At 66.3% G+C, this 13,501-nt stretch carries 12 protein-coding genes; 7 read left to right on the top strand and 5 right to left on the bottom strand.

Annotated elements, in window-relative coordinates; translation table 11 throughout:
- Positions 1–62: 62 nt before the first annotated feature.
- The 3 genes from pilW to ndk are packed head-to-tail and all read right to left on the bottom strand — an operon-like array spanning position 63 to position 2,381.
- Positions 63–833 carry a type IV pilus biogenesis/stability protein PilW gene (pilW, locus tag QRN34_RS12020; protein ID WP_285404702.1) on the bottom strand — a complete coding sequence of 257 codons (771 nt, stop codon included), beginning with the start codon at positions 831–833 and terminating at the stop codon, positions 63–65.
- Entirely contained in the window at positions 823–1,947 is a 1,125-nt protein-coding gene (gene rlmN, locus QRN34_RS12015; protein WP_285404700.1) for a 23S rRNA (adenine(2503)-C(2))-methyltransferase RlmN, read from the bottom strand. The genes pilW and rlmN overlap by 11 nt, the downstream gene beginning before the upstream one ends.
- Positions 1,948–1,955: 8 nt before the next feature.
- Positions 1,956–2,381 carry a nucleoside-diphosphate kinase gene (gene ndk, locus QRN34_RS12010; RefSeq protein WP_036141578.1) on the bottom strand — a complete coding sequence of 142 codons (426 nt, stop codon included), beginning with the start codon at positions 2,379–2,381 and terminating at the stop codon, positions 1,956–1,958.
- A 244-nt stretch (positions 2,382–2,625) separates the two neighbouring features.
- On the opposite strand from ndk, the gene QRN34_RS12005 reads away from it, so the two are divergent.
- The 3 genes from QRN34_RS12005 to QRN34_RS11995 are packed head-to-tail and all read left to right on the top strand — an operon-like array spanning position 2,626 to position 6,967.
- Positions 2,626–3,300 carry a TetR/AcrR family transcriptional regulator gene (locus tag QRN34_RS12005; RefSeq protein ID WP_051938820.1) on the top strand — a complete coding sequence of 225 codons (675 nt, stop codon included), beginning with the start codon at positions 2,626–2,628 and terminating at the stop codon, positions 3,298–3,300.
- A gap of 37 nt (positions 3,301–3,337) precedes the next feature.
- Positions 3,338–5,707 (top strand): 3-hydroxyacyl-CoA dehydrogenase/enoyl-CoA hydratase family protein, encoded by a 2,370-nt coding sequence (locus tag QRN34_RS12000; RefSeq protein WP_285404697.1) that lies wholly within the window; start codon positions 3,338–3,340, stop codon positions 5,705–5,707.
- 51 nt (positions 5,708–5,758) lie between these two features.
- Entirely contained in the window at positions 5,759–6,967 is a 1,209-nt protein-coding gene (locus QRN34_RS11995) for an acetyl-CoA C-acyltransferase (RefSeq protein ID WP_036141583.1), read from the top strand.
- A gap of 284 nt (positions 6,968–7,251) precedes the next feature.
- Here QRN34_RS11995 and QRN34_RS11990 read toward each other — a convergent pair whose 3' ends face one another.
- Positions 7,252–7,587, bottom strand: coding sequence for a tRNA-binding protein (locus QRN34_RS11990; protein ID WP_036141586.1), 336 nt, complete (start codon positions 7,585–7,587; stop codon positions 7,252–7,254).
- 229 nt (positions 7,588–7,816) lie between these two features.
- On the opposite strand from QRN34_RS11990, the gene QRN34_RS11985 reads away from it, so the two are divergent.
- Positions 7,817–8,341 (top strand): 3-hydroxyanthranilate 3,4-dioxygenase, encoded by a 525-nt coding sequence (locus QRN34_RS11985; protein WP_285404696.1) that lies wholly within the window; start codon positions 7,817–7,819, stop codon positions 8,339–8,341.
- Between the two features lie 73 nt (positions 8,342–8,414).
- Here QRN34_RS11985 and QRN34_RS11980 read toward each other — a convergent pair whose 3' ends face one another.
- Positions 8,415–8,978, bottom strand: coding sequence for an NUDIX hydrolase (locus tag QRN34_RS11980; RefSeq protein WP_285404695.1), 564 nt, complete (start codon positions 8,976–8,978; stop codon positions 8,415–8,417).
- A 141-nt stretch (positions 8,979–9,119) separates the two neighbouring features.
- On the opposite strand from QRN34_RS11980, the gene QRN34_RS11975 reads away from it, so the two are divergent.
- From QRN34_RS11975 to QRN34_RS11965, 3 genes are all read left to right on the top strand, one after another.
- Positions 9,120–10,091, top strand: coding sequence for a hypothetical protein (locus QRN34_RS11975; RefSeq protein ID WP_285404694.1), 972 nt, complete (start codon positions 9,120–9,122; stop codon positions 10,089–10,091).
- A gap of 217 nt (positions 10,092–10,308) precedes the next feature.
- Positions 10,309–11,805, top strand: a complete 1,497-nt coding sequence (locus QRN34_RS11970) for an amino acid permease (RefSeq protein WP_285404693.1) — start codon at positions 10,309–10,311, stop codon at positions 11,803–11,805.
- Positions 11,806–11,894: 89 nt separating this feature from the next.
- A complete protein-coding gene (locus QRN34_RS11965) occupies positions 11,895–13,337 on the top strand; it encodes an amino acid permease (RefSeq protein WP_285404692.1) in 1,443 nt (480 codons plus the stop codon).
- Positions 13,338–13,501: the final 164 nt, after the last annotated feature.

The raw sequence follows: 13,501 nt of genomic DNA, 5'->3' as shown, positions 1-13,501 counted from the left end.
GATGCCGGCGAACAGGTCCTGTTCGCGGTCGTCCCGACCGGAATTATTCGAAGGTACGGATGTCATTGACGTGCGCTGGCTTCGAGGGTGTGCGCCTGTTCCGAATCCGGGAACTGCGAGCGCAGACGTTTGGCGTAGTCCTGGGCAACCTCCCCGTTGCCCAGACGGAGCTCGATGTCATGACCGAGCTTCAACGAATCCGGACTGGGCTTGCCCAGCGCTTCATAGCGCTGCAGGAAGGCCCGTGCCCGGAAAGCATCGTTCTTAAGGTACAACAGGTCGGCCAGCTGATACAGGGCATCGGCGTTATTGGGGTTACGCTGCAGCGCCTTGCGGAAGTAATCCTCCGCGACCGGATAATCCTTCGCCTGCATCTGGCACGTACCCGCGTTGGTCAAGGCGAGGTCAGGCGTTTCGTAGAAGGGATCGGCCAGGGCGCGATCGAAGAACGGCCTGGCTTCCACGCCGCGCCCCTGCTTGCACAGGAAAACGGCCAGGTTGTTGTTGACCGAGCCCTTCTTCGGGTCGAACTCGATCGCCTTGCGGTAGTGCAACTCGGCATTGACCGGATCGTTGATCCGCTCGTAAAGCACCGCGATCACGGTGTGCGCCGGCACGTACTTGGGATCGAACTGGAGCGCCTTCTGCAGCTTTTCCATGGCGCCCTGGAGGTCGCCATCCTGCATGTAGCGCTGGCCCAGTTCCGTGTGGACCTCGGCGCCCTTGGCGCGCTCGTCGGCGGCCGACGAGGGCTTGAGCCCGGATTCGCCGGCCACGCAGCCGGCGCAGGCCAGCACCAGTGCCGCCAGCAAACCCCAACGCTCAAGCCGCATTCACCGCTCCCTCTTCCAGCTTCCGGCGGAACTCGGCCTGGCGGCGCGTGCGGTCCACCACCTGACCCTTCAGCTGGCCGCAGGCGGCGTCGATGTCGTCGCCACGCGTACGCCGCAGCATAGTGAGCACGCCGGCATTGAGCAGCTGGGTCTGGAAATTGCGGATGTCGTCCGGGCTGGAACGCTCGAACCGCGTGCCCGGGAACGGATTGAACGGGATCAGGTTGACCTTGTTGGCGCCCGGCAGGCGGCGCATGAACTTGACCAGCTGCTTCGCGTGCTCCGGCCGGTCGTTCACGCCCTTCATCAGGGTGTACTCGAAGGTGATGGAGGTTCGCGGCGCGCGGTTGATGTAGCGCTCGCAGGCAGCCATCAGTTCGGCCAGCGGGTAGCGCTTGTTCAGGGGCACAAGTTCCGTGCGCAACTCGTCGTTGGCCGCATGCAGCGATACGGCGAGCGACACGTCGCTCTCCGCCGACAGCTTGTCGATCATCGGCACCAGGCCGGCCGTGGACAACGTGACCCGCTTGCTCGCCAGGCCGAAGCCCAGGTCGTCGCGCATCAGGCTCATCGCCTTGACCACGTTGTCGAAATTGAGCAACGGCTCACCCATGCCCATCATCACCACGTTGGTGATGCGACGCTGCTGGTGCGGCACGTTGCCGAGATGTTTGGCCGCGACCCATACCTGGCCGATGATCTCGGCCGTGGACAGGTTGCGGGAGAAGCCCTGGGTGGCCGTGGAGCAGAACTGGCAGTTCAGGGCGCAGCCGACCTGCGACGACACGCACAGCGTGCCGCGGGTCGGCTCCGGGATGTAGACGGTCTCGATGGCGTTGCCGCCATCCATACCCAGCAGCCACTTCTGGGTGCCGTCGACCGCGGTCTTCTCGAACGCGGTCTTCGGCGGGCCCACGTAGCAGCTGGCACTGAGCTTTTCGCGCAACGCCTTGCCGACATCGGTCATGTTCTCGAAATCGCTTTCGAGACGGTGGTAGATCCACTTCATGACCTGTTCGGCGCGATAGGGCTTCTCGCCGAGCTGGGCGAAGAAATCGCGCAGGCCGGCGCGATCGAAATCGAGCAGGTTGACCTTGTCGGCGGGCGTGTTCACGGCGTGCCTCAGTGCGAAACGACGTCCGAGTCGTTGAAGAAGTACTTGATTTCGTTGGCGGCATTCTCAAGCGAATCCGAGCCGTGGACGGCGTTGGCGTCGATCGAGTCGGCGAAGTCGGCGCGGATCGTGCCCGGCGCGGCGTCCTTCGGGTTGGTGGCACCCATCAGGTCGCGGTTCTTCAGGACCGCGCCCTCGCCTTCCAGCGCCTGGATCATCACCGGGCCGGAGATCATGAAATCGACCAGGGCGCCGAAGAACGGACGCTCCTTGTGCACGGCGTAGAAGCCTTCGGCCTCTTCGCGGGTCAGCTGCTTCATCTTCGCGGCAACGATCTTGAGACCGGCCTTCTCGAAGCGAGCGAGGATTTCACCGATGACGTTCTTCTTGACGGCGTCGGGCTTGATGATCGAAAGGGTGCGCTCCAGCGCCATACGGATGCTCCGGGAAATGGAAAAAAGAAAGACAAGTATGCCGGGGCCCGCGGGGACGCCCGGTGAAAGTTTGAGGCCAAAGCCGTCAGGAATGACTGACTTAGCTCACGAAATCTTGACAGATTCTAGCTCAATCGCAAGCTGCTTGCAGCCATGTGCGGTCGCACATTGACCCTTTCGAGTGCCCGGGCGTATTCTCAAACGATCGTTTGATTCAAACCCTGCCGCCTGCGGAGTCCGCCGAATGACGAACGCCCCCTACGCGTCGCGCGAGCGCAGCACCAAGGAACGTATCCTCGGTGCTGCGGAGGCCCTGTTCGCCACCCACGGCTTCGCCGGTGCGTCGCTGCGCCAGGTGACCGCCGCGGCCCGGGTCAATCTCGCCGCGGTGAATTACCACTTCGGCTCGAAGGACAAGCTGATCGAGGAAGTGTTCCGTCGCCGCCTCGACGAGCTGAACAGCCGGCGCCTGGCCGCCCTGGGCAAGGTGGCCGGTGGCGAAGGTACCCGCCTCGAGGATGTCCTCGACGCCTACATCCGCCCCGCGCTGGACCTGTCCCGCAACGATGGCGGTGGCGCCGCCTTCGTCCGCGTGCTGGCCCGGGCGTATGCCGAGCATAACGAGACCCTGCGGCGGTTCCTGTCCGAGAACTACGGCCACGTGCTTCGCCAGTTCGCCGGCGAGTTCGCCCGGCTGCTGCCGGGCCTGCCCAAGGAAGACATCTACTGGCGGCTCGATATCGTCACCGGCGCCCTCACCTACGCCATGGCCGATTTCGGGATCATCCAGCGCAAGACCGACGTGGCCGAACGCGACCACCGCGAAAGCGCCGCCGAGCACCTGATCCGCTTTGCGGCGGCCGGCCTGCGCAGCCCGGCCGTCTCGCCCGCCCCATCGCCTACCCCCGCCGCTCGCTGACCGCGGGACGCATCCTCACGCATCACCGGAGATCACCATGACCGCAACACCGTTACGCATTCGCAAGGCCGCGGTACTCGGCGCCGGCGTCATGGGCGCGCAGATTGCCGCGCACCTGACGAACGCCAACGTGGAAACCGTCCTGTTCGACCTGCCCGCCAAGGACGGTCCCAAAAGCGGCATCGCGCTGAAGGCCATCGCCAACCTGGCCAAGCTGTCGCCCGCGCCCCTGGCCGAAAAATCGCTGGGCGCCGCGATCATCCCGGCCAACTACGAAGACGACCTGGCCCAGCTGGCCGACGTCGACCTGGTGATCGAGGCCATCGCCGAGCGCATGGACTGGAAACTCGACCTCTACCAGAAGATCGCGCCGCACGTGTCGAAGACCGCCGTGCTGGCCAGCAACACCTCCGGCCTGTCCATCAACGGCCTGGCCGAGGCGCTGCCGGAAAACATGCGCCACCGCTTTACGGGCGTGCATTTCTTCAATCCGCCTCGTTATATGCACCTGGTGGAGCTGATCCCGACCCGTCTCACCGACGGTGCCGTGCTGGAAGGCCTCGAAGCCTTCCTCACCACCACCCTCGGCAAGGGCGTGGTGTACGCCAAGGACACCCCGAACTTCATCGGCAACCGCATCGGCGTGTTCTCGATGCTCTCCACCATGCACCACACCGAGCAGTTCGGCCTGGGCTTCGACACCGTCGACGCGCTGACCGGGCCGGCCATCGGCCGCCCGAAGAGCGCCACCTTCCGCACCGCGGACGTGGTCGGCCTGGACACCCTGGCCCACGTGGTCAAGACCATGGGCGACACCCTGCCGGACGACCCGTGGCACCGCTATTTCCAGCCGCCCGCCTGGCTGAAGGGCCTGATCGACAAGGGCGCGCTCGGCCAGAAGACCGGCGCGGGCTTCTACCGCAAGGCCGGCAAGGACATCGTGGTGCTCGACCTGCAGAAGCAGGACTACCGACCGTCCGAGCCGAAGGCCTCGGAAGAAGTCTCCGCCATCCTCGCCATCCGCGACCCGGCCGAGAAATTCGCGAAGCTGCGCGCCTCGTCCGACCCGCAGGCACAGTTCCTGTGGGCCGTCTTCCGTGACCTGTTCCACTACACAGCCTTCCACCTGGCCGACGTGGCCGAGACGGCCCGTGACGTCGATTTCGCCATCCGCTGGGGCTACGGCTGGAAGCTGGGGCCGTTCGAGCTTTGGCAGGCCGCCGGCTGGCAACAGGTCGCGGGCTGGATCGCCGAGGACATCGCCGCCGGCAAGACCATGAGCAGCGCGCCCCTGCCCGCCTGGGTCACTGACGGTCGCACCGGCGTGCATGGCAAGGCCGGCTCCTACTCGGCCAGTGCCAACGCCGAGCAGCCGCGCTCCACGCACCCGGTCTATGCCCGCCAGGCGTTCCCCGACCCCATCCTGGGTGAAACCTTCGACAAGGGCACCACGGTCTGGGAGAACGAAGGCGTGCGCCTGTGGCATGCGGGCGACGACATCGGCGTGATCTCGTTCAAGACGAAGATGCACACGGTCAACGACCAGGTGCTCGACGGCATCCAGCACGCCATCGGCCTGGCCGAGCAGCAATTCCGCGGCGTGGTGCTGTGGCAGCCGTCCGAGCCGTTCTCGGCCGGTGCGGACCTCAAGGGCGCGCTGGGCCTGCTTCAGGCCGGCAAGCTGGCCCAGTTCGAGGCCATGGTGGCGAACTTCCAGGCCACCAGCATGCGCATCAAGTATTCGCTGGTGCCGGTGGTCGCCGCCGTGCGCGGGCTGGCCCTGGGTGGCGGCTGCGAGTTCCAGATGCACTCGGCGCGCACCGTGGCGGCGCTGGAGAGCTACATCGGCCTGGTCGAGGCCGGCGTCGGCCTGCTGCCGGCCGGTGGCGGCCTGAAGGAATTCGCCGTGCGTGCCGCACAGGCCAACCCGGAGGATCCGTTCGAGTTCCTCAAGAAGATCTTCGAGACGGTGGCGATGGCCAAGGTGTCGACCAGCGCGATCGAGGCAAAGGCCATGGGCCTGCTGCGCAAGGACGATATCGTGGTCTTCAACACGTATGAAGTGCTCCACGTGGCCAAGGCGCAGGCCCTGGCCATGGCGGAATCCGGCTACCGCCCGCCGATGCCCCGTCGCGCCATCCCGGTGGGCGGCGACGTGGCCACGGCCACCTTCAAGGCGTCGCTGGCCAACCTGGCCGAGGGCTATTTCGCCTCGCCGCATGATATCGACATCGCCAGCCGCATTGCAGACACCCTCGCCGGCGGCAAGATCGAGCGCGGCTCGCTGGTCGACGAAGCCTGGCTGCTGGCCCTGGAGCGTCGCCACTTCGTGGAACTGGCGCAGACCGAGAAGACCCAGGCCCGTATCGCGCACACGATGACGACGGGAAAGCCGCTGCGTAACTGACGCGCCACGCGCTCTCACGCATTCGACTTTCCCCCTTAAAGGAACCACCCCATGAGCAAGCAAGTGCAAGATGCCTACATCGTCGCCGCCACCCGCACCCCGGTGGGCAAGGCGCCGCGCGGCGTGTTCCGCAACACCCGTCCCGACGACCTGCTGGCGCACGTCATCCGCGCCGTGATCGAACAGGCGCCCGGCATCGATCCGATGCTGATCGCCGATGCCGTCATCGGCTGCGCCATGCCGGAAGCCGAGCAAGGCATGAACGTGGCCCGCATCGGTGTGCTGCTGGCCGGCCTGCCGGAACAGGTGCCGGGCGTCACGATCAACCGTTTCTGTTCGTCGGGCGTGCAGGCCATCGCGATGGCTGCCGACCGCATCCGCCTGGGTGAGGCCGACCTCATGCTGGCCGGCGGCACCGAGTCGATGAGCATGGTGCCGATGATGGGCAACAAGATCGCCATGAACCCGGCCATCTTCGAGAACGACGAGAACCGCGCCATCGCCTTCGGCATGGGCATCACCGCGGAAAAGGTGGCCGAGCGCTGGAAGGTCAGCCGCGAGGACCAGGATCGCTTCGCCCTGCAGTCGCACGAGCGCGCGTTCGCGGCCATCGCCGCCGGCGAGTTCAAGGACGAAATCACGCCGTTCCAGCTCGACGACCGCTACCCGGACCTCGCCAACCACAGCGTGCGCGAGGATCGCCGCGTCATCGACACCGACGAAGGCCCGCGCAAGGACACCACCCTCGAGGTGCTGGGCAAGCTTCGTCCCGTGTTTCGCAACGGCCAGTTCGGCGGCTCGGTCACGGCCGGCAACTCCTCGCAGATGTCCGACGGTGCCGGCGCCCTGCTGATCGCCAGCGAGAAGGCGATCAAGGACTACGGCCTGACCCCGCTGGCCCGCTTCGTGGGATTCTCGGTGGCCGGCGTGGCGCCGGATGTCATGGGTATCGGCCCGAAGGAAGCCATCCCCAAGGCGCTGAAGCAGACCGGCATCACCCAGGACCAGCTCGACTGGATCGAGCTGAACGAGGCGTTCGCGGCACAAGCCCTCGCCGTCATTCGCGACCTCGGCCTCGACCCGTCCAAGGTGAACCCGCTGGGCGGCGCCATCGCCCTCGGCCACCCGCTCGGCGCCACCGGCGCCATCCGCGCCGCCACGCTGATCCACGGTCTGCGCCGCCGCAAGCAGAAGTACGGCATGGTCACCATGTGCATCGGCACCGGCATGGGCGCCGCCGGCATCTTCGAGGCGCTGTAACGACCCCACCGGCCCGGCCACCCGCCGGGCCGGGCCGGGCCAGCGACATCGGGCCGTTAACGCCGGGCCAACGATAACCGACCGGCCGCCCGGCCACCGGTAGGAGCGCACGATGTGCGCGATCCGTCATCCTCCCCCATGGCGAAAGAAGCCACGCGCGACAACCGCGCCGGCGTTACCGACGCCCACCGAAACCCGGATTCGCGCACATCGTGCGCTCCTACGGCAGCTGTGTGCCGTCGCCGCATGCCGTTACGCCATCCGTGTGCCGTCGCCGCATGCCGTTACGCCATCCGCGTGCCGTTCGGCACCGGTCTCTCCGTGGTCGTGATGACCACGCCCTCGTCCGTGTGGAAGCCGGTCAGCAGGAACTGTGAACGGAACGGGCCGATCTGCTTCTCCGGGAAATTGATGACCGCCACGATCTGCCTGCCGACAAGGTCTTCCGGCCGATAGATCGCCGCGACCTGCGCGCTGGTCTTGCGCTCGCCGTGCGGGCCGAAGTCCGCCCATATCTTGTAGGCGGGCCGTCGCGCCTCGGGAAACACCTCGGCGCGCACGACGGTACCCGCCACGATCATCACCTTCTCGAAATCGGCCCAGCTGATCTCGTCGTCCATCCTCGTCTCCTCATCCATCATCGTCTCCCGTGGCGCCACGCCTGCGCAGGAGCGCACGCCGTGCGCGATAATCCGCACGAACCCACGCATTGGTAGGAGCGCACGATGTGCGCGATGATCCCCCAAGACCCCCCACGTTGGTAGGAGCGCACGATGTGCGCGATCCTGCGAGACCGGGTAAAAAGCATCGCGCACATCGTGCGCTCCTACACACAGGATGACGCCGACCATGAGCCTGCTGCCGCCGATCGACCTGCAACGCTGGATTGCGGAAAACCGCGCCCTGCTCAAGCCGCCCGTCGGCAACAAGTGCATCGTCGACGGCGACTTTATCATCATGATCGTCGGCGGCCCCAACGCCCGCACCGACTACCACTACGACGAAGGCCCGGAGTTCTTCTACCAGCTGGAAGGCGAGATGGTGCTCAGGGTGCAGGACGATGGCCAGGCACGCGACATCCCCATCCGCGCCGGCGAGATCTTCTATCTTCCGCCGCGCACGCCGCATTCGCCGCAACGCATGCCGGATTCGGTTGGCCTGGTGGTGGAGCGGCGGCGCCTCGCGGGGGAGCGCGACGGCCTGATGTGGTTCTGCCAGAACTGCAACCACACGCTGTTCGAGACCTATTTCACCCTCGACAGCATCGAGAAGGATTTTCCACCCGTGTTCGACACGTTCTACAGATCGATCGACGCGCGCACCTGCAAGCGGTGCGGCACGCTGCATCCGGCACCGGACAGGTACAAGGACTGATCGATCCCGTGGCGCAGATCGGCCTGGGGAGCGAATCGTCCGTGTCCGCGGCAACGCCGGTAACGCTTACGGATCAGTCCGTGACCAGCGGATGCCCGGCAGCCAGCCACTTGCCCGCCATGCGCCGCAGCGACGGTTCGACGCGCTCGTCGTGCACCAGGTCCACGATGGGCACCCAGGCAAGCGACAACGATTCCGCATTGGCGACGAACGCCTCGTCGGCTCCCGCGACCACGACGTAACGCACGTCGTAATGCCAGTGTTCCGGCTCGTGGCCCCGCGCGGGAATCCGATGGGCATCCACGTCGAAGATCTCCCGCCGCACCGCGAGCCCGCGCAGGCCGGTTTCCTCTTCCGCCTCGCGTAGCGCTACCGCCGCCAGGTCCGGATCGCCATCGGCGTGGCCGCCCGGCTGCAGCCACCGGCCGAGCTTGGCGTGCAGCATCAGCAACACACGCGTGCCGTCGCGGCTGACCAGCCAGGCCGAACCGGTGAAATGACCTTCAAGGCTTTCGCGCTCGAACGGCCGTTCACCACGTTCCAGCCAGGCGACGCAGCGGTCGGCATCGGGCTCGTCCGGCCGACGTTCGCCGTATCGGCGCAGGGCGGACATCAAGGCAAGGCGATCGGTAGACATGGGCGGGCTTGGCGGCGATCAGGCTGCTGATTGTCGCACGTCATTTTCAGACTAATCCGATGTTATCGGGCGGGCGGAGCCGCCTAGGATGCATTTCAAGCGCATGACGCGCCTGGCAGATCTCCACCCGCAAGGAATCGCATGAACGCTCACCTCCACGCCGCCACCGCCCTCTCGTTAGCTCTTTCAGCACCGCTCGCCCTCGCTGCGCCGTCCGACACGCCGCACGCATCGCCCGACTTCACCGGCCCGCTGGTAACGCCCGCTGTCAACACGATGCCGGCCGGCATGCTCAACGTCGAACCCTACCTCATCCATACCAACACCCGCGGCACCTACGATAACGACGGGCACCGCCGCGAACAGCATGCGATGTACCGTCAATGGCAGGTCGCCGTGCCGGTCACCTACGCGCTGACCGACAGCAGCGCCGTGCAACTCACGCTCAACGCCTCGCGCACCTCGGGCGCCGGCGGCCATACCGACGGTCTGCGCATGGGCGACACCGTGGTGCGAGTGCAGCAGCGCCTGCGGGCACCGGCCGCGGATGGTACCGGACTGATCCTGGCCCTGGCGCTCGCCCAGCGCCTGCCGACAGGCAGTTTCCAGCGACTCGACAACAACCCGTTGAACGCCACCGGCAACGGCGCGGCCCGCACCACGGTCAGCCTCGGCGCCCAGCAACTCCACTGGCTTGCCAACGACCATGCGATGCGCTGGCGCGGTCAGCTGGCGTGGAGCCCCTCGCCCGGCCATGTACGCGTCCGCGACAGCAGCGTCTATGCCACCGACAGCGGCTTCCGCGGCTTCGCGCGACCGGGCCAGGCCTGGAACGCCACCTTCGCGGCCGAGTATGTACTCGACAGGCGCTGGGTGCTGGTCGGCGAAGCCATCTGGAACCGGGCCAGCGCCGTCGCCGTGGCAGGACACGACGGACACGGGCAAAACATCCGACACCGCGTACCCGCAAGCCACGACATCGGCCTGGCACCGGCCCTGGAGTACCACTTCAGCCCGACCGTCGGCCTGATCGCCGGCGTGCAGTTCACGGTGGCCGGGCGCAACGCGGGCGACTACGTGGCCCCGCAGGCCGCGCTCAACATGGTGTTCTGATGGAGCAGCATCGCGTCATGCACAACCGCCGTAAGTCATGCTCGACATCCCCACCGGTACGTGCAGCGCCTTGGCGCGCCTCGCATCGCAGCTTGTACGCCCAATGCCCGCTGGGCTATGGTGCCGTGCCAGCGCTTCCGGGCAGCGGCGTGTCCACCGTGACTCACGCGGCGGTCCCAAATAATAAAAGGCTACATTCCGGCAGTAGGGGAGACACATGTTGAAACACCTGTTCGCGACGCATCCGATCGAGGCCGCGCCGCACGTAGACGCCGGTGAGCACATCGACACCGGCGCCCACGGTAACGGTAACGGCGAGCTCAGGCGCGTACTCACCGCCAGGCACCTCATTCTTCTCGGTGTCGGCGCCGTCATCGGTGCAGGTATCTTCGTGATCACCGGGCAGGCCGCTGCCCTGCACGCCGGCCCTGCCCTGGTCATCAGCTTCCTGATCGCCGGCTTCGCCTGCGCCCTGGCCGGCCTGTGCTACGCCGAATTCGCGGCCATGCTTCCCGTCTCCGGCAGTGCCTATTCCTATTCCTATGCCACGCTGGGCGAGTACGTCGCCTGGTTCGTCGGCTGGAACCTGGTGCTCGAGTACCTGTTCGCCGCCGCCACCGTCGCCGCCGGCTGGTCGGGCTATTTCAATGAAATGCTCGGCATGATCGGGCACATGGCCAACATCAACCTGGCCCTGCCCGCGGCACTGGCCTCGGCGCCGTTCCAGTTCGTCGACGGCCACATGCAGGCCACCGGCACGCTGATCAACCTGCCGGCGGTCTGCATCATCGCCGCGCTGTCGGGCCTGTGCTACGTCGGCATCACGCAGTCGGCCTTCGTCAACTCGATCATCGTGGCGATCAAGGTCACCGTGATCCTGCTGTTCCTGGCGTTCGCCGTGCAGGTGATCAACCCGGCCAACTGGCACCCGTTCATTCCCGCCTCCGAAGGCCCGGGCACGTACGGCTGGGGCGGCATCTTCCGCGCCGCCACCATCGTGTTCTTCTCGTACGTGGGCTTCGACGCGGTATCGACCGCCGCCGGCGAAGCGAAGAACCCGCAGCGCGACATGCCCATCGGCATCCTGGGTTCGCTGGCCCTGTGCACCGTGCTCTACATCGCCGTGGCGCTGGTCCTCACCGGCATCGCCCCGTTCCGCATGCTGAACACGCCGGAGCCGGTGGCCACCGCACTCAGCCTCTACCCGCAGCTGTCGTGGCTGAAGGCGCTGGTGATCCTCGGCGCCATCACCGGCCTGTCGTCGGTCATCCTGGTGATGCTGATGGGCCTGCCGCGCATCTTCTTCTCGATGGCGAAGGACGGCCTGCTGCCGCCTACCATGGCCAAGGTGCACCCGAAGTTCCGCACGCCCTATGTCGGCACCGTGATCGTCGGCGTCGCCGCGGCGGCCATGGCCGGCCTGTTCCCGGTCAGCGTGCTGGGCGAGCTGGTCTCCATGGGCACGCTTCTGGCGTTCGCCACCGTGTGCATCGGCGTGCTGATCCTGCGCTACACCCGCCCCGAACTGAAGCGCAGCTTCCGCGTGCCGTTCGTGTGGCCGATCTGCATCATCGGCGCGCTGGCCTGCATCTACCTGTTCTGGCAGGCGTTCGAGGAACACTGGCGCCTGATGTGCGGCTGGATCGTCATCGGCCAGGTCATCTACTTCGGCTATGGCTACGCGCACAGCAAGCTGCGCAAGTCGCTGGCCTGATCCTCGCGCGAACGTAAAAGGCCGGCGGGCTCCCGCCGGCCTTTTACGTTTACGGCTATTCTTTCCACGTCACTTCCTCCGGGCCGCCCATGCTCACCCAGCTACTCGCCAAGAAAGCTCCCCAGGCCGAACCCGACGACGCTCACGGTCCCGCGCTGAGGCGCACGCTCGGCCCCTGGGGGCTCACGGCACTGGGCATCGGTGCGGTCATCGGCGGCGGCATCTTCGTCATCACGGGCGTCGCTGCCGCGGAACACGCCGGCCCGGCCATCATCATCTCGTTCATCCTGGCCGCCATCTGCAGCACGTTCACCGCACTGTGCTATGCCGAGTTCGCCTCGATGATCCCAGTCTCGGGCAGCGCGTATTCGTATGCGTACGCCACGCTGGGCGAAGGCGCGGCGTGGTTCATCGGCTGGAACCTGATCCTGGAATACGGCGTGTCCGCCTCGGCGGTGGCGGTCAGCTGGACCGGCTATTTCGTCAGCCTGCTCGATCACGTCGGCATCCATATCCCGACCGCGCTGACCAACGCCCCGCTGGATTTCATCGACGGCCATTTCGTCTTCACGGGCGCGTTGTTCAACCTGCCGGCGGTCGGCATCACCCTGGCGCTCACCTGGCTCTGCTATGTGGGCATCAAGGAGTCCACGGGCATCAACATGGCGATGGTGCTGCTGAAGACGGCGCTGATCATCGTCGTGATCGTGGTGGGCGCCAGCCACATCGACACGGCCAACTGGCACCCGTTCATCCCGCAGAACCAGGGCGGCGACAAGTACGGCTGGGCCGGCATCCTTCGCGGTGCCTCGATGGTCTTCTTCGCCTACATCGGCTTCGAGGCAACCTCCACCGCCGCGCAGGAATCGAAGAACCCGCAGCGCGACATGCCCATCGGCACGCTGGCCTCGCTGGCCATCTGCACCGTGCTCTATATCGCCATGGCCGCCGTGCTCACCGGCCTGGTGCCCTTCGCGGAACTGGGCACCTCCGAGCCGGTGGTCACGGCCATTCGCCAGCACCCGGAACTGGGCTGGCTGCGCGGCACCGTGGAGGTCGGCGCGCTGATCGGCCTGTCGTCGGTGGTACTGGTGATGATCATCGCCCAGCCGCGCATCTTCATGATCATGGGTCGCGACGGCCTGATGCCGAAGGTGTTCACCACCATCCATCCGAAGTACCGCACGCCGCACATCAATACGGTGATCACCGGCGTGGGCATCGCCCTGCTGGCGGCGGTGTTCCCGCTCAACCTGCTCGGCGACCTCACCTCGATGGGCACGCTGGTCGCCTTCTGCGCGGTATGCGCGGGCGTGATGATCCTGCGCAGGACGGCCCCGGGCTTGCCACGGACGTTCCGGGTACCGTTCGCCCCGGTCACCTGCGTGCTCGGCATCCTCAGCTGCGTCGCCTTGCTGTGGTCGATGGGGGTGCGCAACTGGGTACTGATGGGCGTGTGGACCGTGCTCGGCTTGGTGATGTACGTCGCCTACGGGTATCGCCACAGCCGACTTCGAGCCGGCTCGAAGTAGGTTTTACAAGCTATTGATTTTTCGCATTAAATGAGTCGGGTGTGACTGTCATTTAACTGCCATTGGCCGGCTGCGGCGGGAGGGGAGTATGATCCTCAGTCCGCGGGTAAATCACTTGGCAGTGGGCCCCGGATTGCCGCCCGGCGCGTCGGGAGGGTCAGCTC

Origin of the sequence: Luteibacter sp. ME-Dv--P-043b (assembly GCF_030209605.1) — a bacterium.
Taxonomy (GTDB): domain Bacteria; phylum Pseudomonadota; class Gammaproteobacteria; order Xanthomonadales; family Rhodanobacteraceae; genus Luteibacter.
This window is presented reverse-complemented; position numbering and strand designations above follow the sequence as displayed.

What these genes read in the sequence shown, in the direction of transcription:
- pilW (WP_285404702.1), bottom strand. Translation starts at nt 833, where the DNA reads ATGCGGCTTGAGCGTTGGGGTTTGCTGGCGGCACTGGTGCTGGCCTGC.
- ndk (WP_036141578.1), bottom strand. Translation starts at nt 2,381, where the DNA reads ATGGCGCTGGAGCGCACCCTTTCGATCATCAAGCCCGACGCCGTCAAG.
- QRN34_RS12005 (WP_051938820.1), top strand. Translation starts at nt 2,626, where the DNA reads ATGACGAACGCCCCCTACGCGTCGCGCGAGCGCAGCACCAAGGAACGT.
- QRN34_RS12000 (WP_285404697.1), top strand. Translation starts at nt 3,338, where the DNA reads ATGACCGCAACACCGTTACGCATTCGCAAGGCCGCGGTACTCGGCGCC.
- QRN34_RS11995 (WP_036141583.1), top strand. Translation starts at nt 5,759, where the DNA reads ATGAGCAAGCAAGTGCAAGATGCCTACATCGTCGCCGCCACCCGCACC.
- QRN34_RS11990 (WP_036141586.1), bottom strand. Translation starts at nt 7,587, where the DNA reads ATGGACGACGAGATCAGCTGGGCCGATTTCGAGAAGGTGATGATCGTG.
- QRN34_RS11985 (WP_285404696.1), top strand. Translation starts at nt 7,817, where the DNA reads ATGAGCCTGCTGCCGCCGATCGACCTGCAACGCTGGATTGCGGAAAAC.
- QRN34_RS11980 (WP_285404695.1), bottom strand. Translation starts at nt 8,978, where the DNA reads ATGTCTACCGATCGCCTTGCCTTGATGTCCGCCCTGCGCCGATACGGC.
- QRN34_RS11975 (WP_285404694.1), top strand. Translation starts at nt 9,120, where the DNA reads ATGAACGCTCACCTCCACGCCGCCACCGCCCTCTCGTTAGCTCTTTCA.
- QRN34_RS11970 (WP_285404693.1), top strand. Translation starts at nt 10,309, where the DNA reads ATGTTGAAACACCTGTTCGCGACGCATCCGATCGAGGCCGCGCCGCAC.
- QRN34_RS11965 (WP_285404692.1), top strand. Translation starts at nt 11,895, where the DNA reads ATGCTCACCCAGCTACTCGCCAAGAAAGCTCCCCAGGCCGAACCCGAC.